The 26,557-nt window shown below is 33.2% G+C and carries 25 protein-coding genes; 7 read left to right on the plus strand and 18 right to left on the minus strand.

The window, feature by feature from the left end:
* Window positions 1-7 precede the first annotated feature (7 nt).
* From mgtE to IEU88_RS09495, 5 genes are all read right to left on the minus strand, one after another.
* On the minus strand, window positions 8-1,336 hold the full coding sequence (gene mgtE / locus IEU88_RS09475) for a magnesium transporter (protein ID WP_369967584.1): 1,329 nt from the start codon (window positions 1,334-1,336) through the stop codon (window positions 8-10).
* Window positions 1,337-1,419: 83 nt separating this feature from the next.
* Window positions 1,420-2,274, minus strand: a complete 855-nt coding sequence (locus IEU88_RS09480; RefSeq protein WP_103373249.1) for an RluA family pseudouridine synthase — start codon at window positions 2,272-2,274, stop codon at window positions 1,420-1,422.
* Window positions 2,274-3,083, minus strand: coding sequence for an NAD kinase (locus IEU88_RS09485; protein WP_096810470.1), 810 nt, complete (start codon window positions 3,081-3,083; stop codon window positions 2,274-2,276). The genes IEU88_RS09480 and IEU88_RS09485 overlap by 1 nt, the downstream gene beginning before the upstream one ends.
* Window positions 3,084-3,094: 11 nt before the next feature.
* Window positions 3,095-3,730, minus strand: coding sequence for a GTP diphosphokinase (gene yjbM, locus IEU88_RS09490; protein WP_096810471.1), 636 nt, complete (start codon window positions 3,728-3,730; stop codon window positions 3,095-3,097).
* A gap of 16 nt (window positions 3,731-3,746) precedes the next feature.
* Window positions 3,747-4,094, minus strand: coding sequence for a UPF0738 family protein (locus IEU88_RS09495; RefSeq protein WP_096810472.1), 348 nt, complete (start codon window positions 4,092-4,094; stop codon window positions 3,747-3,749).
* A 189-nt stretch (window positions 4,095-4,283) separates the two neighbouring features.
* Between IEU88_RS09495 and IEU88_RS09500 the strand changes: the two genes are divergently transcribed.
* The 3 genes from IEU88_RS09500 to yjbH all read left to right on the plus strand — a co-directional run bounded on the left by IEU88_RS09500 (window position 4,284) and on the right by yjbH (window position 6,133).
* Window positions 4,284-4,868, plus strand: coding sequence for a CYTH domain-containing protein (locus IEU88_RS09500; protein ID WP_096810473.1), 585 nt, complete (start codon window positions 4,284-4,286; stop codon window positions 4,866-4,868).
* Window positions 4,869-4,955: 87 nt separating this feature from the next.
* Window positions 4,956-5,327, plus strand: a complete 372-nt coding sequence (locus IEU88_RS09505) for a truncated hemoglobin YjbI (RefSeq protein WP_103373250.1) — start codon at window positions 4,956-4,958, stop codon at window positions 5,325-5,327.
* Window positions 5,328-5,344: 17 nt separating this feature from the next.
* On the plus strand, window positions 5,345-6,133 hold the full coding sequence (gene yjbH, locus IEU88_RS09510) for a protease adaptor protein YjbH (RefSeq protein WP_096810475.1): 789 nt from the start codon (window positions 5,345-5,347) through the stop codon (window positions 6,131-6,133).
* Between the two features lie 527 nt (window positions 6,134-6,660).
* Here the strand turns inward: yjbH and pepF are convergent.
* From pepF to spxA, 4 genes are all read right to left on the minus strand, one after another.
* Entirely contained in the window at window positions 6,661-8,469 is a 1,809-nt protein-coding gene (gene pepF, locus IEU88_RS09515; RefSeq protein ID WP_096810476.1) for an oligoendopeptidase F, read from the minus strand.
* Between the two features lie 53 nt (window positions 8,470-8,522).
* Window positions 8,523-9,524, minus strand: coding sequence for a competence protein CoiA (locus IEU88_RS09520; protein WP_096823896.1), 1,002 nt, complete (start codon window positions 9,522-9,524; stop codon window positions 8,523-8,525).
* Window positions 9,525-9,732: 208 nt separating this feature from the next.
* Window positions 9,733-10,449: an adaptor protein MecA gene (gene mecA, locus IEU88_RS09525; RefSeq protein WP_096810479.1), complete on the minus strand. Its 717-nt coding sequence runs from the start codon at window positions 10,447-10,449 to the stop codon at window positions 9,733-9,735.
* 313 nt (window positions 10,450-10,762) lie between these two features.
* Window positions 10,763-11,158, minus strand: coding sequence for a transcriptional regulator SpxA (gene spxA / locus IEU88_RS09530; RefSeq protein ID WP_040030144.1), 396 nt, complete (start codon window positions 11,156-11,158; stop codon window positions 10,763-10,765).
* Between the two features lie 305 nt (window positions 11,159-11,463).
* On the opposite strand from spxA, the gene trpS reads away from it, so the two are divergent.
* Window positions 11,464-12,453 carry a tryptophan--tRNA ligase gene (gene trpS / locus IEU88_RS09535; RefSeq protein WP_096810480.1) on the plus strand — a complete coding sequence of 330 codons (990 nt, stop codon included), beginning with the start codon at window positions 11,464-11,466 and terminating at the stop codon, window positions 12,451-12,453.
* 65 nt (window positions 12,454-12,518) lie between these two features.
* On the opposite strand, the gene IEU88_RS09540 is transcribed toward trpS, so the two are convergent.
* Genes IEU88_RS09540 through opp3b form a run of 5 tightly spaced genes read right to left on the minus strand, consistent with a single transcriptional unit; the run spans window position 12,519 to window position 18,216 of the window.
* A complete protein-coding gene (locus IEU88_RS09540; protein ID WP_103373328.1) occupies window positions 12,519-14,168 on the minus strand; it encodes a peptide ABC transporter substrate-binding protein in 1,650 nt (549 codons plus the stop codon).
* A 20-nt stretch (window positions 14,169-14,188) separates the two neighbouring features.
* Window positions 14,189-15,130 (minus strand): ABC transporter ATP-binding protein, encoded by a 942-nt coding sequence (locus tag IEU88_RS09545; protein ID WP_170006905.1) that lies wholly within the window; start codon window positions 15,128-15,130, stop codon window positions 14,189-14,191.
* The gene (locus IEU88_RS09550; RefSeq protein WP_096810483.1) at window positions 15,120-16,205 is read right to left on the minus strand and encodes an ABC transporter ATP-binding protein; all 1,086 of its coding nucleotides are present in this window, start codon (window positions 16,203-16,205) and stop codon (window positions 15,120-15,122) included. The genes IEU88_RS09545 and IEU88_RS09550 overlap by 11 nt, the downstream gene beginning before the upstream one ends.
* Window positions 16,206-16,222: 17 nt before the next feature.
* Window positions 16,223-17,290: an oligopeptide ABC transporter permease gene (gene opp3C, locus IEU88_RS09555; protein ID WP_096810484.1), complete on the minus strand. Its 1,068-nt coding sequence runs from the start codon at window positions 17,288-17,290 to the stop codon at window positions 16,223-16,225.
* Window positions 17,290-18,216, minus strand: a complete 927-nt coding sequence (gene opp3b, locus IEU88_RS09560; RefSeq protein ID WP_096810485.1) for an oligopeptide ABC transporter permease — start codon at window positions 18,214-18,216, stop codon at window positions 17,290-17,292. Before opp3b ends, opp3C begins: the two co-directional genes overlap by 1 nt.
* A 245-nt stretch (window positions 18,217-18,461) precedes the next feature.
* Between opp3b and IEU88_RS09565 the strand changes: the two genes are divergently transcribed.
* A complete protein-coding gene (locus tag IEU88_RS09565) occupies window positions 18,462-18,836 on the plus strand; it encodes a DUF3899 domain-containing protein (protein WP_103373326.1) in 375 nt (124 codons plus the stop codon).
* Between the two features lie 53 nt (window positions 18,837-18,889).
* Here IEU88_RS09565 and IEU88_RS09570 read toward each other — a convergent pair whose 3' ends face one another.
* From IEU88_RS09570 to IEU88_RS09580, 3 genes are all read right to left on the minus strand, one after another.
* Window positions 18,890-20,122: an MFS transporter gene (locus IEU88_RS09570; protein ID WP_096810487.1), complete on the minus strand. Its 1,233-nt coding sequence runs from the start codon at window positions 20,120-20,122 to the stop codon at window positions 18,890-18,892.
* 392 nt (window positions 20,123-20,514) lie between these two features.
* Window positions 20,515-21,759 (minus strand): beta-ketoacyl-ACP synthase II, encoded by a 1,245-nt coding sequence (fabF, locus tag IEU88_RS09575; RefSeq protein WP_096810488.1) that lies wholly within the window; start codon window positions 21,757-21,759, stop codon window positions 20,515-20,517.
* Between the two features lie 11 nt (window positions 21,760-21,770).
* The gene (locus IEU88_RS09580; protein ID WP_103373325.1) at window positions 21,771-22,712 is read right to left on the minus strand and encodes a beta-ketoacyl-ACP synthase III; all 942 of its coding nucleotides are present in this window, start codon (window positions 22,710-22,712) and stop codon (window positions 21,771-21,773) included.
* Between the two features lie 226 nt (window positions 22,713-22,938).
* Between IEU88_RS09580 and IEU88_RS09585 the strand changes: the two genes are divergently transcribed.
* Window positions 22,939-23,133, plus strand: coding sequence for a DUF2929 family protein (locus IEU88_RS09585; RefSeq protein WP_096810490.1), 195 nt, complete (start codon window positions 22,939-22,941; stop codon window positions 23,131-23,133).
* A 76-nt stretch (window positions 23,134-23,209) separates the two neighbouring features.
* Here the strand turns inward: IEU88_RS09585 and clpB are convergent, their stop codons facing one another.
* Window positions 23,210-25,819: an ATP-dependent chaperone ClpB gene (gene clpB / locus IEU88_RS09590; protein WP_096810491.1), complete on the minus strand. Its 2,610-nt coding sequence runs from the start codon at window positions 25,817-25,819 to the stop codon at window positions 23,210-23,212.
* A 316-nt stretch (window positions 25,820-26,135) separates the two neighbouring features.
* On the opposite strand from clpB, the gene IEU88_RS09595 reads away from it, so the two are divergent.
* Window positions 26,136-26,555, plus strand: a complete 420-nt coding sequence (locus tag IEU88_RS09595; RefSeq protein ID WP_096810492.1) for a nuclear transport factor 2 family protein — start codon at window positions 26,136-26,138, stop codon at window positions 26,553-26,555.
* Window positions 26,556-26,557: the final 2 nt, after the last annotated feature.

The following is a 26,557-nucleotide window of genomic DNA, read 5'->3' on the forward strand; positions in this document are numbered from 1 at the left end:
TACCCCCCTAAAGTAAATAAGACATGAATGAAGTTGCTAATCCAAAGTAAATCAGCATACTCACAATATCATTAATTGTAGTTATAAATGGACCACTAGCTACTGCTGGATCAATGTTTAATTTATTCATTACTAAAGGTATCATTGAACCTACTAATGTACCAACTGTCATGGCAATCGTTAAACTACTTGCAACGATTGTAGCTAATATAGGTTGTCCATAAAGGATGAGTATAATAATAAATAATAAAATTGCGCAAACTAAACCACTTAAAAAGCCACTGCCCGCTTCTCTTAATGCCACTTTAAAATTACTTTGTTCATCTATTTCACCTGTGGAAATATTACGAACAGAAACGGCAAGTGATTGTGTGCCAGAGTTACCAGACATACCACTAATAATCGGAATAAATGCAGCTAACAATGAAACTTGTGCCAACGTATCTTCAAATGACCCTAATATCGTTGCTGTTATCATTCCTAAAAATGTTAAAATGATAAGCCACGGCAGACGCTTCTTAGCAGTTTTAATGACTGAATCATTGGTAGCATCGACATCTGAAACCCCTGCTAAACGTGAGTAGTCTTCACTAGCTTCTTCATCTATAACGTCTAAAATATCATCAATAGTTATAATCCCTAATAAATGATCTTGATAATCGACAACTGGCATAGCAATAAAGTCATAATCACGCATTTTTTGAGCTACGTCTTCTTGGTCATCAGCTGCGTTTGCGCTGATAACACGTTCGCTCATAATATCTTCAATATAAGCATCATTTTCTGCCACTATTAAATCTCTTAAAGACAAGACGCCAGCTAATTGTTTATGTTCATTAACAGCAAATATGACATAAATAGTTTCTGCATCTGGCGCTTGTTCCTTAACATGCATCAAAGCCTCTTTGACAGGCATAGTTGACTTTAATGAAATATATTCCGTCGTCATGATACCGCCGGCAGTGTCTTCATCATAATGGAGTAAAGCTTTAATTTCTTTAGCTTCATCACGGTTCATGAGTGTTAATAAGCTTACTATTTTCTGTTTAGACAATTGGTTCATAATGTCAACTGCATTATCGTATGACATGTCCTCTAACACTTTACTAGCATATGTAGCATCCATGGTATCAAAGAGCTCTTCATAATCTTCTTCATCAATTTCTAATTGTTCGAAGAAATCTGCTACTTCTTCAGGGGACAATACTTCAAATATTTTTTGTCTAATCTCTTCGTCGCTATCTTCAAAGTATTCACTTTGTTCATATGTGTGCATCGCTAAGAATTCTTCTCTAAACGCATCTATATGATTTTCATGTAGCAAGTTATCCAACATTGCTTGATCATATACTTGTTCATCTTCTAAAACGATTTGATCTTTTTCATTTGCCAAAAGTCCCACCTCCATGGTTAGTCAAATTATATCATTTTAAATATATTTTCTATTGCGTCATATTTATCTTGAATTTCAATTGTTTCGTTGTAAATTGGGTGTATAAAGGACACTTTACTGCATCGTAATAATTGATGTTTATATATCGGATGTGTTCCACCATATAAATCATCGCCTACAATGGGGTGCCCTATATGTTGGAGATGTACACGTATTTGATGTGTTCTACCCGTTAGTAACGTTATCTCGCACAAACTAGAATGATTTTCATATTGTAAGCATTTATATTTTGTTTTTGCTTGTTTTCCAGCAATATCTACGCGTCGCTGAATAATACTAGAAGGATCTCTACCGATTGGCGCATCTATCAGGCCTTGACTCCTTATTTTTCCATAACATATACATAAATAGGTTTTATCTATTACTGTTTTAGACATCAGATGATGTAGAAAACCATGTTTTGCTAAGATCACAATTCCTGAGGTATTTCGGTCAATTCTAGTCACAATATGTGGGACCAACCATTGGTTTGTGTCTTTAAAATAGCCTAGCGCTTGTTCAACTAAACTAAAATGTTTATGGTCTCGTGATGGCGCACAATTTTGATTGGCTTCTTTAGATACAATTAATAAGTAATCATCTTCATATAAAATATTTAAAGGTTGATTAAATGGGTGTAAATTAGAACTTGCTGTTTCTTGACCTAATTGTACATTTAATATATCTCCTATTTCTAGTTGTTTTCGAACGGTTTCTGGTTGCCCATTAACTATTAAAGCGCCATTATGTTTAATGGCGCTAATTGTGTTCTTGGAATACTGACGTTCTTGTAAAAAAGTTTTTAACATACACGTGCTTCCAATAATATAAGTGAATTGCATTACTCGTCGTCCCCACTGGAAATAAACGAATCGTGCACTCTTTTCCAAAATGGAAATGGTCTAAATCTAGCGAATCTAATTTTTTCATTCGCTACTCTAAATTGAATTGCATTAACATTTTTATGTTTTATACTGACATGATCGATTGTTGTTAAAATTGTATCATGATTTACAGGTGTAATAAGACATGTGTGATGCTTCGGTAACACTAAAGGCGAACCAACTGTTCTGAAAACTCTATTGTTAATAGACGCTATTTCAGCAATTTGCATTGCTTCTAAAGATGGATGTATCAAAGCGCCCCCTAAAGCCTTGTTGTAAGCAGTTGAACCTGATGGCGTTGAAACACAAAGTCCATCTCCTCTAAAGCGTTCGAATTGATTACCTCTAATATTGACATCAACAACTAACGTTGAACCATTCTCTGTTTTCATCGTTGCTTCATTTAATGCTAAGTATCTTGTTTCATACCCATTGTTATTGTATCGTACAATAATTTCTAATAGTGGATATTCTATCACTTGGAATTCCGAATTATTAATTTCAATAATTAATTTTTCAACTTCATGTGGCAACCAATCAGCGTAAAATCCTAAATGACCTGTATGTACACCAACGAAAGCACACCGAGATAGCATATGGCTATATTGGTGGAATGCTTGTAATAATGTACCGTCCCCACCAACGGAAATGACAATTTCAGGATTTTCGGCGTCTTCAATCATTTTAAAGTCTTTCATATGATTAATCATCTTATGCTTTAAAGCGTTAGACTTGGAATCACCTTTAGACAAAATCGTATATCGCATGATTACACCCCCTAATCATTATTATGTTTTTTAGCGCGTTTTTTAGAATAATATTTTTGTGCTTCTTGTATTTCTTCTTTAATTTCTGACATTTCTTCATCAAGTAAAAATGCCGCTTCAGCCGCTCGTTCTAATCGGTGCTGAATTTCTGGAGGATAATCTCCATCATATTTATAACGTAAGGTGTGTTCAATCGTTGCCCAAAAGTTCATTGCTAATGTTCTGATTTGTATTTCAGCTAAAATTGATTTTTCGCCATTAAGTGTTTCGATTGGATATTCAATTATGACATGATATGAACGGTAACCACTTTGTTTCGTGTTACTAATATAGTCACGCTCTTCTACCACTTTAAAATCTTGACGTTGTCTCAAAAGATTAACAACAATATCAATATCATCTACAAATTGACACATTAATCTCAGACCTGCAATATCATACATTTCTTCGTGCAAACGGTCAAATGAAATTTGTCTTTTATTCGCTTTATCAATAATACTTGTCATTGGCTTAACGCGGCCTGTTACGAATTCAATCGGTGAAGCATTATCTTCTACATCGTATTGCTTTCTTAGGCCTTTTAGTTTAACTTTTAATTCATCAACTGCTTGTCTATATGGAGATAAAAACTGATCCCATTGATTCATTGTGCTTCACTCCGCTTCACTCTAATTCGAAAGTATCTTCCACAACAGAAACAAACGCCTTACCATAGTTTGAATTACCTTGAATATTATCTAATATGTAATTAAGTTCTCTTCCGAATTGTTTTAATTCTAAATGATCATTAATTATTATTTTTTTGTTTTTATTTTCATGTAACATTGACCATGTTTCTTGAACAAATATTAAATAGGAATAGGATTGGCCATCATCTAAGATATATGCAAAACTATAATTATCACTGTCAACAAGCATTTGTCCTGCTTCTTGTAAACCTTCCGTAGATTGTTCTGTATAACAATTTAAACTATCTTTTGTTACTTTAATTTCATTCACATAAATACGCATGCTTGTTCCTCCTCATTCTTCATCATTTTAACATAATTATCCCGTACATAACACGTTACATGTCTATTATAATGTCATCAATATACTTTAATATAATATAATCATTTCCACCTAGCGATGCAATTCAATTTAAATTAACTTACAAGTCCTTTAAAATGAATTATCATAAATATTTAAGGAGTGTGTATTGTGTCAACGAACAACGAAATCGAATTTAAGCAACTACTATCTAAAGCAAACTATCAGGACATTTATGACAAATATTTTTTAGATGAAAAAGCATTTAGCCAAACCAATTATTACATCGATACATTAAACTTCGATTTAAAATCACATCAATCCGCATTGAGAATCAGAGTTAAAAACAATGCCTATGAAATGACTTTAAAAGTACCTGCAGAAATTGGTTTACTAGAATACAACTTTGAAACCAATATTGAGCCTAAGCTAAATAAACAAATTGAAAGTCAAGATTTACCTGAAGATATATTAGATCAACTCTTAAATATGGGTATAGATATTGATTCATTAATTATTTTAGGTGATTTAACCACTGAACGCATCGAAAAGGAAATCGATGGCAATTTGCTTGTCTTAGATAAAAATCGTTATCTTGGTTTTGAGGATTTTGAACTTGAATATGAAGTAGATGATTATAATGAAGGGTTAATTCAATTCAAATCTATTCTTAATCAATTTAATATAAAACATGAAATGCCAAACAATAAAGTTCAAAGATTTTTCAATCGTAAATATAAATTAAGCAACAACTAGTTGCGCACAATATTAAGAAGTCGAATTACTTCCAAATGTAAAAATTCATGTTATATTAGTATTATATTAGCAGAATATGGTGATATTATGACGCAAACACCTTACGAGGTTATTGGACAAGATGCCTTATTTAAAATGATTGACCATTTTTATTATATGGTTGAACGTGATGATAGAATTAATCATTTGTTTCCTGGGGATTTTGAAGAAACAAATAGAAAACAAAAGCAATTCTTAACTCAATTTTTAGGTGGTCCGCAACTATACACAGAAGAACATGGTCATCCAATGTTAAAAAAACGACATTTAGAATTTGTAATAACAACTGATGAACGTGACGCATGGCTTGAAAATATGTACGAAGCAATTCAACAAGCACATTTTCCTGCGGGCGTCGGGGATTATTTATATGAACGATTACGTTTAACAGCGAATCACATGGTTAATTCCGAAAATTAATTGTAGGTGAAAAAAACATGGCTGAAGAATTAAAATTAATAAATGCTAATAGTCGTGAAGATGCAAATCTTTCACCTTTGAGTAAGATAGAAATTTATTCCTTTTTCGATCCATTCAGTAAAGAATGCTTTAAATTGTCAGCAATACTTTCAAAATTACGTCTCGAATATAAACAATATATTAGCATCAGACACATTTTGAATCCTTCCTTAAGGGTATTGACGAAATGCCAAGCACAGAGCACATCAAATCTAGATAATATTGCTTTAGCTTATAAAGCTGCCGAACTCCAAGGACGCATACGAGCAGAACGCTTTATACACCTTGTTCAAAATGAGATTATACCGAAGCGTGATATTATCACCGAAGAGATGGTTAATAATTGCATTAGTAACGCAGGTCTTGATTATGAAGTCTTTAAAGAAGACTTACATAAAAGTGCTTTAAAGGAAAGCTTACAAGTTGATTTGCATATTGCTCGAGAAATGGAAATTGAAGAAGCCCCGTCCCTTGTTTTCTTTAATGAAGATATACAAGAAGAAGGTTTAAAAGTTGAAGGCTTATACCCTTATCATATATATACGTATATCATAAATGAACTTATTGGTACACCAATTGAAAAAGAACTTCCACCAAGTTTAGAATCTTACATTCAACAACAACAATTAGTAACCAAAGAAGAGTTACTGACTATTTATGAATGGCCTGAAAAATTATTGAATAAAGAACTGAAAAAATTAGCATTACAACAAAAAATAGAGAAACTACACTCTCCTGATGGTAAATTTTGGAAATCTAAAGTTTGAATCCCATTTTATATTCAAAACAAAAAATGTAATACCATTTCAATTTTACAATCACGATATCCTAGTTCCAATACAAGAAGCACTGCCCAAAAATGGACAGTGCTTCTTTGTATGTAATATTTATTGTGATCTGATCTCAATGATTAAGCAAAGTTAAACGGTTAAAATAAGTCTAAATATAGCATAAGCAAATGCTCCTTTTTACTACATTAACCCCTTCTATTTTACTTTATTTATTTAAACATTAAATACAGTTTGGTGATGCTAAAATAACTGAATAGTTATTCAATATCTTATACATAACGTAACAGTTTTAAAAATAGGTATAAAAAAAACGCCGTGTCTGATTACACGGCGCTAAACAAAGGGGATGGGAGAAATTTTTCACTTCAAACAAAGGGGTATGTTTGTTATGTGATTAATTTCATGTATATAATATAACACGCTGATATATACCTTTCAACCTTTTAAATTAAATAAATCCACTTTGTCACAAACTTGTCATATTGTAAACGAATACATTCATACTAAGCTTTCATTAGTTTTTCAAAGGCGTCTAATTTTTGTTCAAATACTTGGCAAGCTTGTTCAATTGGTTCTGGTGTCGTCATATCTACACCTGCATTTTTTAAGATTTCAATTGGATAATCTGAGCTTCCTTTTTTCAAGAATTCATTAATATAACGTTCTACAGCAGGTTTACCTTCTGTTAAAATCTGATGACTTAAGCTCTGTGCTGCACTGTATCCGGTTGCATATTGATACACATAATAATTCATATAGAAGTGCGGTATTCTTGACCACTCTTTACTAATATTTTCATCCGTTTCAACGGAATCACCAAAATATTTTCTATTTAAATCCGCATATACTTCATTCATACGGTTTGCAGTTAATGGTTCTCCAGCTTCTTCTATTTGGTGAATTTTATGTTCAAATTCTGCAAACATTGTCTGTCTAAATAATGTCGCACGGAAACGTTCAAGTTCTTGATTTAATAACAGTAATCTACGTTTATCGTCTAGGTGTTTATCCATATAGTCACTCAATAAAGCTTCGTTACAGGTCGACGCGACTTCTGCTACAAAAATAGTATAGTCACTTAAGTTCGACGGCTGGTTTTGGCGACTGAAATAACTATGTGCAGAATGTCCGAATTCATGAACTAAAGTATATAAGTCTGAAACTGTATTTGACCAATTTAATAAAATAAATGGATTCGTTAAATGGGCGCCTGAAGAATAGCCGCCAGAACGTTTCCCTTTATTTTCAAATACATCTACCCAACGATTATTTAGCCCTTCTTCAACAACTTTCATATATTCTTCGCCCATTGGTTGTAATGCTTTTAGCATCCAATCTTTAGCTTCTTCATATGGCATTTCAAACTTAACATCTTTAACTAAAGGCGTATAAAGGTCATACATTTTCATATCTTCTAACCCTAAAAGTTCTTTGCGTAACTTAGTATAACGATGTAGTAAAGGTAAGTATTTATGAACTGTTTTCACTAAATTATCATACACCGTTTCTGGAATGTGATTATTGCTTAAAGCTGCTTCTCTTGCAGTATTGTAATGATGCGTTTTTGCGTTAAATACATTTTTCTTAACTTCTCCAGCTAAAGTCGCGCTAAGCGTATTATTGTATGCACCATATGCTTTATATAGGTTTTCATATGCAGACTGACGTAAAACGCGATCATCTGATTCTAAACATTTGATAAATGTACCTTGCGTTAGAGCGTGGCGCTGGCCATCTTTATCTATTGCATCTTCAAATTCTAAATCTGCATTGCTAAACATACCATAAACATTATCAGGCGTAGATAATGCATCTTGTGCCTCAGTCAATAATTTTTCTTTATCCGCGCTAAGCACATGAGGTCTTTTTTCATTAATTAATTTCAAATCAAATTGATAGCGTTTCAAATCTTCATTTTCTTCAATAAATGATTGAATCGTTGCTTCATCGATTTGTAAAATTTCAGGTACTAGGAAACTCCAAGCAGAACTAAATTTTATGATTAATTGATGTGCACGTGACTCAAAACCTGTATATTTATCATTTGCAGTATCTTGATCTTGCTTTAAGTGCGCGTAAACATACACTTTTTCTAATTTAGAACCTAATGCATCTTCAAGTGCTAAAGCATTGTAAAGTGTAGTTGAATTATCTGCTAAATGGCCAACAAATTGTTGTTCTTGACCTATATTATCTTCCACTTCTTTAAATGCTTTTTCAAAAGCTTCATCGGATTCAAAGATAGTAGATAAATCCCAAGTGTATTCAGGATATTTACGTTCTTGCTCTTCTCTTGTTAATTGTTGTGTCATAATATCTAGTAAACCTCCTATAAATTCATTAGTATAATTTTCTCACGTAATAGTCAATTTTGCACGCTATAACACCCATGGATACCATAGAATTGCTTAAAAGACTGTACAACATTATACGTAATTTGCATTGTATCTATATCTTCATTATAAAACCTATTAAATTTCAGTAAAGATTGAAATGCCCCAATTTGTAGCGTATGATTACGTAAAAAATACATGAGCTGTAATTGCCAATATATTGGATGGGATTTAATAAATATTTGTTCCGGAAAAACTATCCCTAAATAACGACTAACCCATTCATCCGTTAAGCGTAAGTTATACATAACACTTAAGCTAGGTTCCAAAACAGAACGCGCTTTACGACATTGGTTAATATAATGATATATTGATTTTCGAGTTAATTTAATCGACTGAGTTGGGCATTGAAATGCCTCTGCGCTCTGAATAAAATTGATTAAATCATCAATCTCTAGTAGATATCTTTTGGCAATAAATCGCTGTCCTCCCAAAAAATAAACTATCCTATATACATAAAACTTATCATGAATAGCGTCCCACGAAAATAGCAATCTATTGTGGCTATTTATAAAATTACGTTCATAATTTGATAGATAGAGTACGCATGTTTTGATATTATATTTCACATTTTTGATAATCCAAATCACTTTATAACCAATATTTTGCAACGATCTACTGCGTCTTACAATATGTGCTACCACTTCACTAGAAAATTGGATTTCAATTGCTATTGCATCATCAATAATCAAATCTGGATATTGATAACTATCAGGTATGTATGGCTCAATGCTTACTTTGTAATTTAATTTTTTCAATTTCTGAGCAATACAATATTTCAAATTATAATGTTCATGAGTTTCGCTTTTTTGACAGTATAAATGATTCCTTTTATAATGCGCGAAATGTGGCGTGATGATTTGCCCATTTTTTAATAGCACTTCACAATTACAAAATGGACAGCGGTATTGGTCTCCTTTTAGAGCAGACCCAGCCCAAACATTTTGATTTTGACTATTCCTTGCATATAACATGGCTCCTCACCTCGTTTATATACACGCAGAAGTCGACCTAATTACTACATGATTACATGATTATTAAAGTATTTATCCTATATATGGATAGTCTAAATAAAAAAGCCATAAGTTAACTGTTACCAATTAACCTATGACTTCTCTCAAAGCAATTAATTATACATTTTTGTTCATAATTGAACTTATTTTAGTTTAATGTCATTTCTCATTATTCTGCTGTATTAGAAAAATAACGACGTACTTGTGACGCAACGTTGTGACTCATAATAATTTTAGCATAATCGTTTAAATATACTTCTGATTTATCAGTAGGATATGCGAACTCAAGTAATTGACTATAACTATCGTTAATTGCATCTTGTCCAACAGTTTCATCAAAATGAACAGCATAATAATAGACATTATCAAGACTATATAATAAATCTTCAAATTCATCCGTTTTTTGGTTGTTATGATAAGCGTAATCAATTACTTCCTCTAAATCATTAAATTTAACTATTACGGTACGTATATTTTGTGGTTTACGATTGTTACGCTCTTGGTCGTGATTATTTTCTTTTTGTTCTTGACGCTGTTCAAATAAATCTTCTAAACTTTCATCTTGGTCAAATGTTTGTGATAACAAGTCATTTACTTGATGATCTAATTGATCATTATCTTCCTCAGACATATTGATAAGATCTTCATTTTTAGATTTAGAAATTGTGACTTCAACGCCTTTTTCAAAAGCATGTACTTGAATCCATAATGGACCTTCTACAACAAAATCTTCTTCTTCGTTAACCTCTTCCATCATGTTCCAAAAGAATTCTTCCCCACGCTTTCGGTTAGTCCATAAATCTTCGCGCTTGAAACCTCTAGCCTCTATATCACTATACGTTATAAATAGCTTAACTGTAGTATCGTCAACTCGCTCTATTCTCATATCATCTCACTCCTTACAGTCGATGAATAGTAATCATTATTGTATTAGAACCTAGTAAGAATTACAATTGATTTGTTTGATTAATTTTTACTATTTTCTATTTGGTCTCTTATAATAACATATACCCTTTTAGAAGCCAAAAAAACAGCACTTTATACAGCGTGCTGTTTGACTTATGTCACTAATTATTCACAATTAAATAATCGCTTTGTTTGACGCAAGTATATGGCTATCTGTTATGGTAAATACAACAAAACCACAAAGTAATATTATGTCAACATTACTTCATGGCCGTCTTCGTTCTATTTATAATTTAATCAACCATACGTTGCGCTTCTTGCAATTGGAAGGTACGTACTTTTCTAGGTAAAAAACGTCTAATTTCGTCTTCGTTGTAGCCAACTTGTAAACGCTTATCATCTAAGATAATCGGGCGTCTTAGCAAGCCTGGGTTATCTTGAATAATTGAATATAAGTCTTGAAGTGGTAAAGCATCGATATCTACATTTAATTTTTGGTACGTTTTAGAACGAGTAGATATAATTTCGTCTGTTCCATCTTCAGTCATTTTTAAAATTTGTTTGATTTCATCAATTGTTAAGTGTTCTGAAAAAATGTTACGCTCCGTATACGGAATGTCATGTTCTTGTAACCATGCTTTCGCTTTACGGCAAGATGTGCAACTTGGTGAAGTAAATAATGTTACCATACATCTCACTCTCCTATTTTTCATGAATATGAATTCATTAGATTTCAATATTTATATGATTAAGAATCTTCTAAGTGATTTTTAGCTCTCTTAACCTTACAATTAAAGTATACCCTTTCAACATTAAAATTAAATGAGAATTCTCTAATTTTTTAAAAAAATTTCAAATAGGCGTAATTCCCAATCAATTTAGTTAGAAATATTGCTATGTATATAGTTTAACATAACTTACAAATGATTGAAATACTGTTATACTAATACTAAAGTATATAAAATTAAATTATTAAAAAGGTAGGCATCAAAAAATGGAAACTTTATTTTCTGGTATCCAACCCAGCGGTATTCCAACGCTTGGTAACTATATTGGTGCGTTGAAACAATTTGGTGAAGTCCAAGACGATTACAATTGTTTCTTCTGCATCGTGGATCAACATGCAATTACGATCCCACAAGATCGCTTAAAACTACGTAAACAAACAAGACAGTTAGCAGCAATTTATCTAGCTTCAGGTATTGATCCGGAAAAATCAACGTTGTTTATACAATCTGAGGTCCCAGCGCACGTTCAAGCAAGTTGGATGTTAACAACTATCTCATCTATTGGCGAATTAGAACGTATGACACAATTTAAAGATAAAGCAGTAAAACAAACTGAAGGTATACCTGCTGGATTGCTTACATATCCACCGTTAATGGCAGCGGATATCGTTATTTATAATACAAACATCGTTCCTGTTGGAGATGACCAAAAACAACATATTGAATTAACTAGAAACTTAGTAGACCGATTTAATTCTCGTTATAACGATGTACTCATCAAGCCTGAAATACGAATGCCTAAAGTTGGCGGGCGTGTCATGAGCTTACAAGATCCAACTAAAAAAATGAGTAAAAGTGATGATAACCAAAAAAATTACATTTCATTATTAGATGAGCCTAACGTGGGCGCTAAAAAAATTAAAAGTGCAGTAACTGATTCAGATGGTATCATTAAATTTGATCGTGATAATAAACCAGGTATTTCTAATCTACTATCTATCTATTCAAGTTTAACTGATACATCAATTGAAACACTTCAAACAAAATATAAAGATTCTAATTACGGTGAATTCAAAGCTGATTTAGCAGCTATTGTTAAAGACTTTTTAACGAATTTCCAAGAAAAATATGAGTATTATTTTAACTCTGATGAACTAGATACAATTTTAGATAATGGTAGAGATAAAGCCCAAAAAGCTTCATTTAAAACATTGAAAAAAATGGAAAAAGCTATGGGATTAGGTCGTAAAAGATAAATTGTAATTAAATGAAAAGACACGCAATCACTTTTAAGATTGCGTGTCTTTATGATATCTACAGTCTATTTCTTTTTACCTGTTTCACGGTCAATTGACTTATCAATTTCCACATCTTTTAATGAAGTGTCCCCACCAATTTGATGATATACCAAACCTTTAACTTGTGGGTTAGTTAAGTGCGCTTCCCCTTTTTGGTATATTGGTGCAACTGGCGCTTCTGCTAATAGTAACTCCTCTGCTTCCTTCATAGCTGCATTACGTTCTTCCGGTTTCTTCAATAATTTGCCATTGGCATCTTTAACTAATTTATCGAATTCTTTATTACCCCATCCTGTATTATTAGATGGATTACCTGTAGTCATAATATTCAAGAATGTTAATGGATCTGGATAATCTGGCCCCCAACCAGATAATGATGCTTCAAATGTTTCAGATTGTTCTTGGTTCACTCTTTGTTTAAATGGTAATTGTTTAATTTTCATTGTAACTCCTGGCAAATTACTTTCAACTTGCGCTTTAATATACTCTGCTGCTACTTTTTTATCTGGACCATCGTCTGTATTCATAGTAAATGTTATTTCATCTTTCCCTAATTGTTCTTTTGCTTTTTCTAAATGTTGTTTAGCCACTTTTGGATTATAATTCAGTGGAGAATTTATTGACTCTGCAAAATCCTTACCGTCTGGAGTTTTAGCTGTTAGTTTAGATGTAAATGCATCTGTAATTTCAGAACCATCATTTTTAACTGAATTTACAAAACCTTCTTTATTAATAGCTTGAGAAATTGCTAATCTTAAGTCTTTGTTTTTAAATTCCGGTACATTATCTCGATTTAACTTAATATAAAATGTACTTGCTAATAAACGTTTCTTTAATCCTGGATTATCTGCATATTTATCAACTTGATCAGCAGTGATAATCGTGTCATCTACTGATTGCGTATCATACAATGAGGCCCCTGCTTGCTGGTCTTTCAACACTTTATAATTTACACGGTCTAAATTCACTGCTTTTTTATCCCAATAATCATCATTTTTAACAAGTTGTATTTTATCTTCAACTTTCCAATCTTTGACTTTAAATGGTCCATTGAATACTGTTTTATCAGCTGTAGTGCCATATTGTTGCCCGGCTTTCTTCACAGCTTTTTCATTTTGTGGCATAAACGTTGCAAAGGCCAGCATCTCGTTCATATATGGTATAGGTTTTGTTAATTCTACTTTCAATGTGTGGTCATCTACTGCTTTAACGCCTAGCTCATCTACGTCTTTTTTGCCCATATTTATTTCTTCAGCATTTTTCAAATCATACATAATATAAGCATATTCAGATGCCGTGTCTGGATTAACGACGCGTTTCCACGCAAATTCAAAATCATGCGCCGTAACTGGATCTCCATTTGACCATTTTGCATCTTTACGTAAATCAATTGTCAAAGTTTTACCGCCGTTGCTTTCTTTGGGCATAGCTTTTGCGACACCTGGTTTAGCTTTATCATTTTCGTCTAAAGTATATAGCCCTTCATATACTTGATTATATATATCAAATGAAACTGTATCAGTAGCTAATGCTGTATCTAATGAAGAAATATCTTGTGGTATCACTTTTCTAAATACCTGACCTTTATCTGAGTACACCCCTTCAGCGTTACCACAACCTGCTAACACAACTGATAGTGCTACTAAAATAATTAAGAACTTGAATTTTTTCATCATATCCCCCCCTTTCCCTGTTAAACAGAAGCTGCTTGTGATTGAGATTTTAATTCTTCAGCTTCTTCATCTGTGGTAAATACATAATGACTTGCTCTAATTTCATGTAATGATCGTTGACTATTTTTAGTGTCATCTTCTTTAAAGTGAGTTCTTTTTCTAACTCTTTCACTTTCAGGGTCAGGCTGAGGTACAGCAGAAAGTAATGATTTTGTGTATGGATGCATTGGGTGATTGTAAATTTCATCTGCACTACCTATTTCTACAATTTTACCAAAATGCATAACTGCAATTCTGTCTGAGATATATTTAACCATCGATAGATCATGGGCAATAAACAAGAATGTAATGCCACGCTCTCTTTGTAATTTCAATAATAAATTTACCACTTGAGCTTGAATTGATACATCTAATGCCGAAATAGGCTCATCGGCAATAATAAACTCCGGTTCCACTGCTAATGCTCTTGCAATTCCTATACGTTGACGTTGTCCACCTGAGAATTCATGGGGATAACGATTGGCATGCTCTTTACTTAAACCAACAGTTTCTAGCAAATCATAAACACGTCTTTTACGGTCTTTCACCCCTGTTGAAAGTTTGTGTATATCAATACCTTCTGCAACAATATCCATGACTTTTAATCTTGGGTTTAAGGAAGCATATGGATCTTGAAAAATCATTTGCATCTTTTTGTTGAATTTTAATGAATCTTTACGGTTTTTTATTTTTTGAATATCCACCCCTTCGTAAAGAATTTCTCCATCTGTTATATCATTCAACTTAATAATTGCTTTACCGGTTGTAGATTTACCACAACCCGATTCACCTACTAAGCCAAATGTTTCCCCTTTAAATATATCAAATGATATATCTTCAATTGCGCGTACTTCGTTACGTTTTTCTTCATTAAAATACTGTTTAACATTTTTTACTTGCAGGAGTATCTCTTTATTTTGCATCATCAAACGCCACCCTTTCTACCTGTTGCGGTTTATCGTAATTATTAGGCATCTTACGCAAACGTTTTTGCACCATTTCTGGTGGGTCAATATAAGGCGCGCGTTCGTCAAGTAACCATGATTTTACAAAGTGTGTATCTGACACTTTGAACCATGGTGGTGGTGTCTTAAAATCTATATCTAATGCGTATTGACTACGTTCAGCGAAAGCATCACCCTTCGGTGGATGTAATAAATCTGGCGGCGTGCCTGGAATGGCTAATAATTCTGTTTCAACACCGGTAGTCAAATCAGGCATTGATGATAATAATCCCCATGTATATGGATGTTTAGGGTCATAAAATATTTCATCTACGTCCCCTGTTTCAACCATTTGTCCACCATACATAACAGCTACTCTGTCTGCTATATTAGCAACGACACCTAAGTCGTGTGTAATGAAGATAATCGAAGTACTAATTTTGCTTTGCAATTCTCTCATCAATTCTAATATTTGTGCTTGCATTGTCACATCAAGCGCTGTTGTCGGCTCATCTGCAATTAAAACCTTTGGTTCACACGCAAGCGCAGTTGCGATAACAATTCTCTGTCTTTGTCCACCTGAGAATTGATGTGGGTACGCGTTAAAACGCTTTTCAGCATTGGGTAATCCAACTAAATTTAATATTTCTAATGCTCGTTTTTTAGCATTTGCTTTATTGTAATCTTTGTGTTTAATCAAAGGTTCCATGACTTGCTTACCTATTTTCATAGTAGGGTTGAGCGAAGTCATTGGATCTTGAAATATCATAGAAATATCTTTACCTCGTAATTTAATTAATTCTTCTTCTGATTTTTCAGCTAAATCTTCACCTAAAAAATTGATCGCGCCTTTTTTAATTCTTCCTGAATCACCTTGGAATAGTTTCGTAATAGCTTTGGTTGTCACTGATTTCCCTGAACCAGATTCACCAACGATTGCAAGCGTTTCTCCTTTATCTAGATAGAAATCCACCCCACGTACTGCCTGCACTTCCCCTGCGTCAATATCAAAGGAAACATGCAAATCGTTAACTTCTAATATTCTTTCTGACATAAATGTTGCCCCCTTTTTTATTTACGCATTTTAGGATCAAATGCATCCCGTAATCCATCACTAAATAGATAGAAAAATAAAATTAATAAACTTAAAATAACTGCCGGTATAAATAATTCATGTGGATGAATCAGTAACATTGCCCTACCTTCATTCACTAATGAACCAAGCGACGTCCCCGGCGCTGGCACCCCAATACCAATAAAACTTAAGAACGCTTCGAAGAAGATAGCATTCGGTACTGTAAACATGGATGTAACAACAATAACGCCTAAAGTATTAGGTAAGATATGTTTAAATATAAGTTTGAGCTTAGATGCTCCTAGTGTCTGTGAAGCTAATACAAATTCTTGCCCTTTTAATTTTAAGAATTCTCCACGTACTACACGACTCATGCCTATCCATCCAGTGATTGCCATCGCTAGTATGATAGTCCATATGGATGGTTCGAAGATTAACACGAATAGAATAACTACAATCAATGTTGGTATTGATGCAACGATTTCAATAATACGCTGCATGACGTTGTCAAGCCGTCCACCAAAGAATCCGGAAATCGCACCATAAATAACACCTATAAAAATATCTAGTAATGCAGCGACAACACCAATAAATAATGATACTTGTGCACCTTGCCATGTACGCGACCATAAATCTCTACCGAGTTGGTCTGTCCCAAACCAGAAATTTTCATTAACGCTCGCTTCTTTATAAGCATCTACACCCTGTGCACCTTCACCATCAAATGGTAAAAAAGGAATTTGATCTAATACAGGTATTTTAGCTGGTAGATTACGTCTATCAACATCCTGTTCCGCATAATCATGTGAACTTAATAAAGGTCCAACTAAAGCGAGTATGACAATTATAATTAAACCAATCATCCCGACCACTGCTAATTTATTTCTTTTTAATTGTGACCATGCATCCTGCCAAAAGTTTTTACTTTCTCTTTGGATTTCTGGTTCTTTTTCCATATCATTGTTGCTTCTAATAAAATCTGATGCTGGGATTGCTTCTGAGGTATGTGTCATAACTGCATTTGAATAGTCTTTGTTTACTTTTTCATTTTTATTATCAGCCATTATTTTTTACCCCCTTGTACACGTATACGTGGATCAATGACACCATATAATATATCTACAAGGAATATAGAAACGATAAATAGTGTACTGAATAAAATCGTTGTTGCCATGATAACTGGGAAGTCATTCGTGGTAATCGATCTTACGAATTGGTCCCCTAAACCTGGCACACCAAAAATATTTTCAATGGTCAAAGTCCCAGTTAATATACTTGCTAACATAGGGACAATAATTGTAATTACTGGAATCAATGCGTTTCTTAACGCATGACCAAATAATACTCTCATAGTTGAATTACCTTTCGCACGTGCTAGTAAGATATAATCTGAACTTAATACTTCTATCATTTCTGCTCTTATGTATCTTGCCACCGTTGCTAATACTGCTGCTGAAAGTGCTAAAGATGGTAATACCGCTGTAGAAATACCTTCCCACCCGGCTACAGGGAACCACTGTAATCTTACAGAAAACACATATTGTAATAACACTGCTAATACAAATGATGGTACTGACACTGCGATAACTGAAATAACTGTCGCTGTATAGTCAACCCAAGTGTTTTGCCGGACTGCGGCAATGACCCCCAAAATAAGACCTAGTATAACGCCAATTACCATCGCTGTTAATCCCATTTCTAAAGATGGTAATAGTCTTGGTTTTATTAAATCCCACACTGGTTGGTTATCGTATTGGAATGAGTTACCAAAGTCCCCCGTAACAACATTCTTCAAATAACTGGCATACTGAACAGGTACTGGATCGTTTAAACCATACTTTTCATTTAGAATTTGCTTCTGTTCTTCATTTAATTTTTCATCGTTAAATGGTGAACCTGGCATAAGCTTCATCAAGAAAAAAGTAATGGTAATAATGATGAATAACGATAGAACCATATACCCTAATCGTTTTAAGACATATTTAAGCATATCTTATCCCCCTTTAATTTCGAAATAAACATTCCCTTCACAATATTCAGAATATTTAATAACATTATACGTTTTGTTATGGTTTTAAGCAATATTCTATTGCGTTACTTTATTAAAGTTATTAAAAATGGATATTTTTTATTCATTTAATTAAATACTGTAGCTAACGAATTTATAGTTATTTTTATTCATTTTTTAGTTACTTTAAGTTACAATTAATTTAATTCTTTTTAGGAGGACACAACATGAAATATTTACAACATATCATCATATATTTACTGTTCACCCCTTTACTTTCATTTATTTTATACTTGTTCACAGCACACACTTGGATAAATTTGATTAACGTCACTTTTTATATTTCCATGATTTTAGCGATCATTTTCTTTATCATTTTAATTACACAAGAGGGCATATTAGATCCAACAAGCTTTGGCTTTAGAAGGTTGAAGTATCAACTAACTAGAAAAAAACATAGACATACCTTAGACGAAGATGAATTTTTCAAACCAACTAAAGTTAAAAAGGATGTCTATATCGTCTCACCTTGGGTTAAAATAGGATTTATCTGTAATCTTGCGTATATTGCGGTTTCAATTTTGATATCGTTTGCCATATAAAAAGACTGCATTAGATATCGTAGCGATGGCTATGATATAACTAATACAGTCTTTTAATTAGATTCAATGTTGGGATTAAAGAATAATGCATAATATAATAAGACAAAACCTATTAAAACTACACTAGCTACATAAATTGACATCATCCATGGTAATAAAAAAGCACCGAGAATAAGACCAAAGCGCGACAAAATATTCGCTCCAAAAAATGAAACCATACTAAAAGTAGCGTATGTGCTACGTTGGTCATTTGGTATCATTAAAAATCTTTGGGCATTTTGAATCGGAGAATATATTAATTCACCTAACGTAGCTATAACTGCAAAAATACATAACAATAAAAATGAGTTCGAAGCTGTAATCAAACTATAACCTACTGTATATAACAAAATCCCCAATACAAATATATATTTTTTAGAAGTGCCAGTGATTAAACGATTCACTGTAAACGTAAGTGTAACTACAACCAATGTGTTAATAATCATAATAACTGTAAACATCCTGACACCATCAATATAAAATTCTAAGAACGTGAAAGGTTCGAAATCTTTTTTTAACCTAACAATTACATAAGAATTTAGACTTAATTCTGCCATTAAGACAAACATATACCCTAAGTTAAAAATCATATAATACTTGTCTTTGATAACAGTATGGTAACTTTTCAAAAAATCTTTGAATTTAGAAGATAATTCATCTTTATGAGCATAAATTTGTTCAACGTCATAGAATTTTTCAAATAAAAACCAACTGATTAACATGGCAATAAAAAACATAATAAATAATAAATGTTTATGTTCCAAATAAAGCAAGGCACCTAGCAACATACCTAAGCCCGTGCTTATATTAAACATCCAATAATTAAATTGATACACGAACTCTCTTACTTCTTCATAAATTGCGTCCATAATTGCTGCCTCAAATATAGGTTCACTTGCAGCAAATAACATTTGAAAAATAAAGATTGTTACACAAAATACGACTAAGCCGATGCCATCCATAGTGACCGTAATACTTAAAATAATTAAGCATACAGCATAAAATGCATGTACATAATTCACTACTTTCTTTCTATTATAATTATCACCAATGTAGCCACCAACAAAGGACATAAAAAAATTCACTATAATGTTCGCAATTAAGAATGTACCTGCAAAAACTGCGCTAACTTTACTCGTTAAATATAATGCCAAAAAAGGGAGAATTGCTTGACTTGCCACAATCAAGATGAAATCTGCTATTAATCTTGTCTTTAGCGTGATTGACAATGTTAGAAATTTTTTCATCCTCATTCTCCTGACTCTTAATATGTGTTTTATTAATATAAGAATAACTTTAACATTTTAAACTTAACTGTAAACTAAGAATTTTAATATATTCAAAAAAGTTGGACGAAAACCTATTTTCTTATAAATTTTGCTGTCCACTCTGGCAGGAATGGCTAGACAAAAAGCTCAAATTTCATCAAAAATCAGTTTAGTCTTAATAATTATTATAGAGCGAACAAGCGTTTTATAAATGAATAAACTGCACCAAACGCATAGCGAATATTTTTTACAATAAAAAAACGAATGGTTTTTACTTTGTTTACGTAAAAACCATTCGTTTTATAAATATTTGAGAAGTTTATGTCCCAATTTTGTAGCAAAACTTTATATGTTTATAAATACAGAAAAAACTAATCGTTAAATTTCTTTAAAACGAGCACCGCGTTATGCCCACCAAATCCTAAACTATTACTCATCGCATAAGTAATATCTAGATCTTCAGCTTTATTAGGCACAATATCTAAGTCGCATTCTGGATCTGGTGATACGGCATGGATTGTTGGTGCAATACGTCCCTCTTTAATAGATAAAGCTGAGAATATAGCTTCTAAACCACCTGTTGCGCCTAATAAATGTCCAGTCATGGATTTGGTAGAACTGATTTTTAGTGCATTAGCTGCTTCGCCGAAAGTATTTTTAATCGCTTGAATCTCTGTTAAATCTCCGACTGGCGTACTTGTACCATGCGCATTTAAATATTGTATATCTTTAGCTTCGATACCAGCGTCGTCCATTGCAGCTTGCATTGCACGTGAACCGCCCTCACCTTCTGGTGCTGGTGCTGTAATATGGTAAGCATCGCCTGTTGAGCCATACCCTACTAATTCAGCATAAATTTCTGCGCCACGTGCTTTAGCTGACTCTAAAGATTCGAGTACAATGATACCTGCGCCTTCACCCATTACAAACCCATCACGACCTTCTTGGAATGGACGGCATGCTGTTTCTTTATCGTCATTCGTTGTTAACGCACGACTTGCGCTAAAGCCAGCTATTGCCATATGGGTGATAGGAGCTTCAGTTCCGCCTGTAATCATAGCGTCTGCATCACCACGTTGGATGATTTTAAATGCTTCTCCGATAGAATTAGTACCTGTCGCACATGCCGTTACAGTAGCACCGTTAGGTCCTTTTGCACCTAAATCAATAGAAACTTGTCCTGTTGCCATATCTGGAATTAACATTGGTACAAAGAAAGGACTTACACGTCTAGGGCCACGTTCTAACAATTGGCTATGTGACAATTCGAATGTTTCCATACCGCCAATGCCAGAACCGATCCAAACACCAATTCTATCGGCTGTGTTTGCATTAATATCTAATCTCGCATCATTTACAGCTTCTCTTGCAGCAACTACAGCATATTGAGTGAATCGGTCCATACGACGCGCTTCTTTTTTATCTATATGATCTTCTATATCGAAGTCTTTGAGTTCTCCAGCTAAATGGACTTTATATGCCGATGTATCTAAACGTGTAATTTCATCAATACCGCTTACGCCATTTAGTGCATTTTCCCATGTAGTTTTTGCATTATTACCAATTGGTGATAATGCACCCATTCCTGTTATTACAACACGTTGTTCTTTGCTCATATATTATCCTCCTATTTTCCCCATCTTATAGTTACAGCGCCCCAAGTAAGACCGCCACCAAATCCTACTAATACTAAGACATCATCGTCTTTAATTCTATCATTTTCTAACTCTTGAGCGATACTTAAGGGAATTGAAGCTGCTGAAGTATTACCAAATTTATCTACTGATACACTCATTTTCTCTTTTGGAATACCTAATCGTTCTCTTGCAGACTCCATAATTCTAATATTTGCTTGATGTGGTATGAACATATCTATATCTTCTGGTTCTAAATTCGCTTTAGCTACAGCGTTATTAGACGCTTCACCCATAATTCTAACAGCAAATTTAAATACTTCACGTCCATTCATAAATATTTTACCGTTATCTGGATTTAAATATAAGTATTCAGCGCCTGAACCATCTGAACCGAGTTCATAGCTTAAAATACCTCGTCCCTCTGACACTTCTCCAATAACGACTGCACCAGCCCCATCACCGAATAAAATAGCTGTCGAACGATCAGTAAAGTCAGTAATTTTTGATAATTTATCTGCACCTACAACTAGAACATTTTTATAATCGCCTGATTGTACAAATTGTTTCGCATTAATCATTGCATACATAAAACCACTACAAGCAGCTAATTGGTCCATAGAAGCAACTTTGCCAATACCTAGTCTGTCTTGTAATATATTGGCCACAGTTGGAAATGGAAAATCTCCTGTAGAAGTCGCAACAATAATCATATCTATATCAGTTGGTTCAATACCAGCATCTTTGATTGCTCTAACACTAGCTTGATAAGCTAAATCAGAAGTTTCTTCATCTTCATCAGCCCATCTTCTTTGTTTGATGCCTGTCATTTTTGAAATCCATTCATCTGATGTTTCTAAAAATGTTTCAAAATAGGCATTTTCTACAACTTTTTCAGGTGCATATGCACCGAAACCTTTGATACCCACGTCCATCGTTGTACACCTTCTTAATAATTTTTTAATACCAGGTATTAATTTAACATAATACACAATTCCAATACAAGAACTTCAACTGTACAATAATCAAATTACATGCTTTATTATAATTTAAAGCAAATATGAGTACAATGAAAATTCTAGCTATATGAATTACTACTATACAAATAGCGCTTTCTTATTTATAATGAAAATATATATATTAAATTGGAGGCATTACATAATGAAATACCTCGCAGTGTTAGTTTGGGCTATACTTTTATTACAAATGACAAATTTCGTACTTAACAGTCTTGCTGGTGGGGGCACACTTAACTTAATCGCCCCTATTGTAGGTGCTGTTGTATTTACAATCCTTGTAGTATTGTTTGACATGGTAATAAAATCTTCAAAACATGATACAAATGAACAGCATTAAGCATTTATAACTCAATTAATATAAAAAGCTCAGTAGCAATGAATACATTGCTACTGAGCTTTTTTCTTCTTACAATTTAAATCATTTCTGGTTCAATTTCTTCAAATGTTAATCCATCACCTGATAGATCAATTTTGATTACAGTACCTTCTGGTAAGTTTTCTCTAATCATTTTACGAGCAAGTGGTGTTTCAATTTGTCTTTGTACAAATCGTTTAAGCGGTCTTGCACCAAATTGAGGTTCGTACGCTTCTTCACCTAACCATGCTTTTGCTTTATCTGAAACATCAATAGAAATGCGTTGTTCCATCAGTCTAATATTCAACTGTGTTAAAATTTTATCAACAATCAGACTCATATCATTAATAGATAATGGTTTGAATAATACAATATCGTCCATACGGTTAATGATTTCTGGTTTGAAATATTGATTTAAACTGTTCATAACTGCTTTTTCTGTTGGTTCGGTGATTACGCCAGTATCTTTTACATTTTCTAATAAAATCTGAGAACCAATATTACTTGTCATAATGATAATGGTATTTTTAAAGTCCACTTCCCGACCTTGTGAATCAGTTAAACGCCCTTCTTCTAGTATTTGTAATAACACATTGAACACATCTGAATGTGCTTTTTCAATTTCATCTAGGAGAATAACTGAATAAGGGTTACGGCGTATTGATTCTGTCAATTGTCCGCCTTCTTCATGGCCAACATAACCTGGAGGTGCTCCAATTAAACGAGAGACAGAATGTTTTTCCATGTATTCACTCATATCTATACGAACCATATGTTTCTCTGAATCGAATAAAGTGGATGCTAATGACTTAGCTAATTCTGTTTTCCCTACTCCTGTAGGCCCCAAGAATAAGAAACTTCCAATTGGTCTATTTGGGTCTTTGATACCTGCACGAGCTCTTACCACTGCGTCTGAAACAAGGTCTACTGCTTTATCTTGACCTACTACGCGTTCGTGTAATATATCAGCTAGGTTTAAGAGTTTCTCTCTTTCCGTTTCGACTAATTTAGAAACTGGGATGCCCGTCCAAGAACTTACAATATCGCCGATTTCTTCATCAGTCACAATTTCACGAATGATACGTTCGTTATCTTCATTTTGTTCACTTTGGAAAGCATCTTCTAACTCGCGTAATTCTTTTTCTAAGGCTGGAATTTTACCATGTTGTAATTCCGCGGCTTTTTCTAAATTGTAGTTGTTTTCTGCATCTTCTAATGCTTTTCTACTTTCATCTAATTCTGAACGTTTGTCTTGTAATTTAGCTATTTTTTCTTTTTCTTCTTCCACGCGTGATTGAATAGAACTTTGTTTTTCTTTTTCATTAGCTAATTCTTCTTGAAGCTCTTGTAAACGTTGTTTACTTGCATTATCTGATTCATTTTTTAATGCAGATTCTTCGATTTCCAATTGCATCACACGACGATTGACTTGATCTAATTCTGTTGGGTTTGAACCCATTTCAGTACGTATTGTTGCACATGCTTGGTCTACTAAATCAATCGCTTTATCCGGTAAAAATCGATCAGTGATATAACGATCAGATAATTCAGCTGCCGCCACAAGTGCTCTATCTTGTATGCGAACACCATGATATACTTCATAACGTTCTTTTAAACCACGCAATATGGAAATGGTATCTTCAACATCTGGTTCAGATACATTTACTTTTTGGAAACGACGCTCTAACGCTGAATCTTTTTCAATATATTCTCTATATTCATTTAAAGTTGTCGCTCCAATACAATGTAGCTCTCCTCGAGCAAGCATTGGTTTTAACATATTTCCTGCGTCCATTGCACCTTCAGTCTTACCAGCGCCTACAAGCATATGAATTTCATCAATAAATAAAATGATTCTTCCATCTGATTCTTTCACTTCTTTAAGCACTGCTTTTAATCTTTCTTCGAATTCACCACGATATTTAGCACCTGCAACAAGGGCACTTAAATCAAGTTCAAAAATCGTTTTGTCTAATAAAGATTCTGGTACATCTTTACGCACAATACGTTGCGCTAGGCCTTCAACAATGGCGGTTTTACCGACGCCGGGCTCCCCTATTAGTACAGGGTTATTTTTTGTTTTTCTACTTAAGATTCGAATGGAGTTACGAATTTCTTCGTCACGGCCAATAACTGGATCCATGTTACCTTGACGGACTTCTTCAACTAAATCTCGACCATATTTTTCTAAAGCTTCATAGTTGGCTTCTGGATTTTGTGATGTCACACGATTGCCTCCTCTAATTTTTTTAATAATTTCTTCAACAACTTCTTGTTTGTTCCCTACAAATTGTTTAGTTGTATCGTCTATATCCATTGCAGCTAATACAATATGTTCCATAGATATATAGTCATCTTCATATTGGTTCATATAAGATTCTGCTTTGTTTAATAAGTTATTAGCGTTTTGACTAATATATTGTCCATATTGAATATTATCGCCTTGAACTGATGGATATTTTTCTAATTTTGCATTATATGTTTGGTTTAATTGTTCTGTATCAATATTTGCTCTATCAAATATACTTTTAAATAAACTATCATTTTCTGTTAATGCTGCTGATAAGACAGCTTCAATTTCAATATTTTGATTTTCATTTGTTTTTGCTAATTCAATTGCTTTTTGCAAAGCACCTTGAACAGCATAGGTCATTTGATTTATGTCCAAAATGATTCACCTCACCATTTAATGATTGATCAATAAAGTAAGTTTGACTTTGACTTTCTTTGACCTTATATACATTATATAACTTCTTATTAAATTAATCAACAATAAAGATCGCTTTTTCATATTATTTTTATGAGAATTGAAAGCTTGCTACATCGTATATTTTGCCCGTTTAACGTAAAATAAAACATGCATTTATTATAAGTAAATAAATTCAACTAGCATTTTCAAACTGCTTAACTAAGTAAATACAATGACAGTTGTTATAATTATGTTACGATTATTGTAAATAGACAATATAAGGAAGTGTGCTTACATGGAACAAGAAATTAAAAAACCAATACCACCTTTCAATAAGCAAACAGCGTTGGAAAAAGTAAAGATAGCTCAAGACGCATGGAATACAAGAAATCCAGAAAAAGTTTGTCTCGCTTATACGGAAGACTCAAAATGGAGAAACCGTACTGAATTTTTTGAAGGACGCGAAGCAATCAAGTCTTTTTTATATAGAAAATGGAATAAAGAGCTTGATTATAAATTAATGAAAGAATTATGGTGTTACACAGACAACCTTATTTCTGTCCGATTTGAATACGAATGGCGAGATGCAGAATCAAATCAATGGATGCGTACACATGGCAATGAACATTGGGAATTTAATAAAAATGGTCTCATGACTAGAAGAGATATGAGTGCAAATGATTACCCAATTAACAAAGATGATAGAAAATACTAGAA

The organism is Staphylococcus nepalensis (assembly GCF_014635045.1).
GTDB classification, from domain to species: Bacteria; Bacillota; Bacilli; order Staphylococcales; family Staphylococcaceae; genus Staphylococcus; species Staphylococcus nepalensis.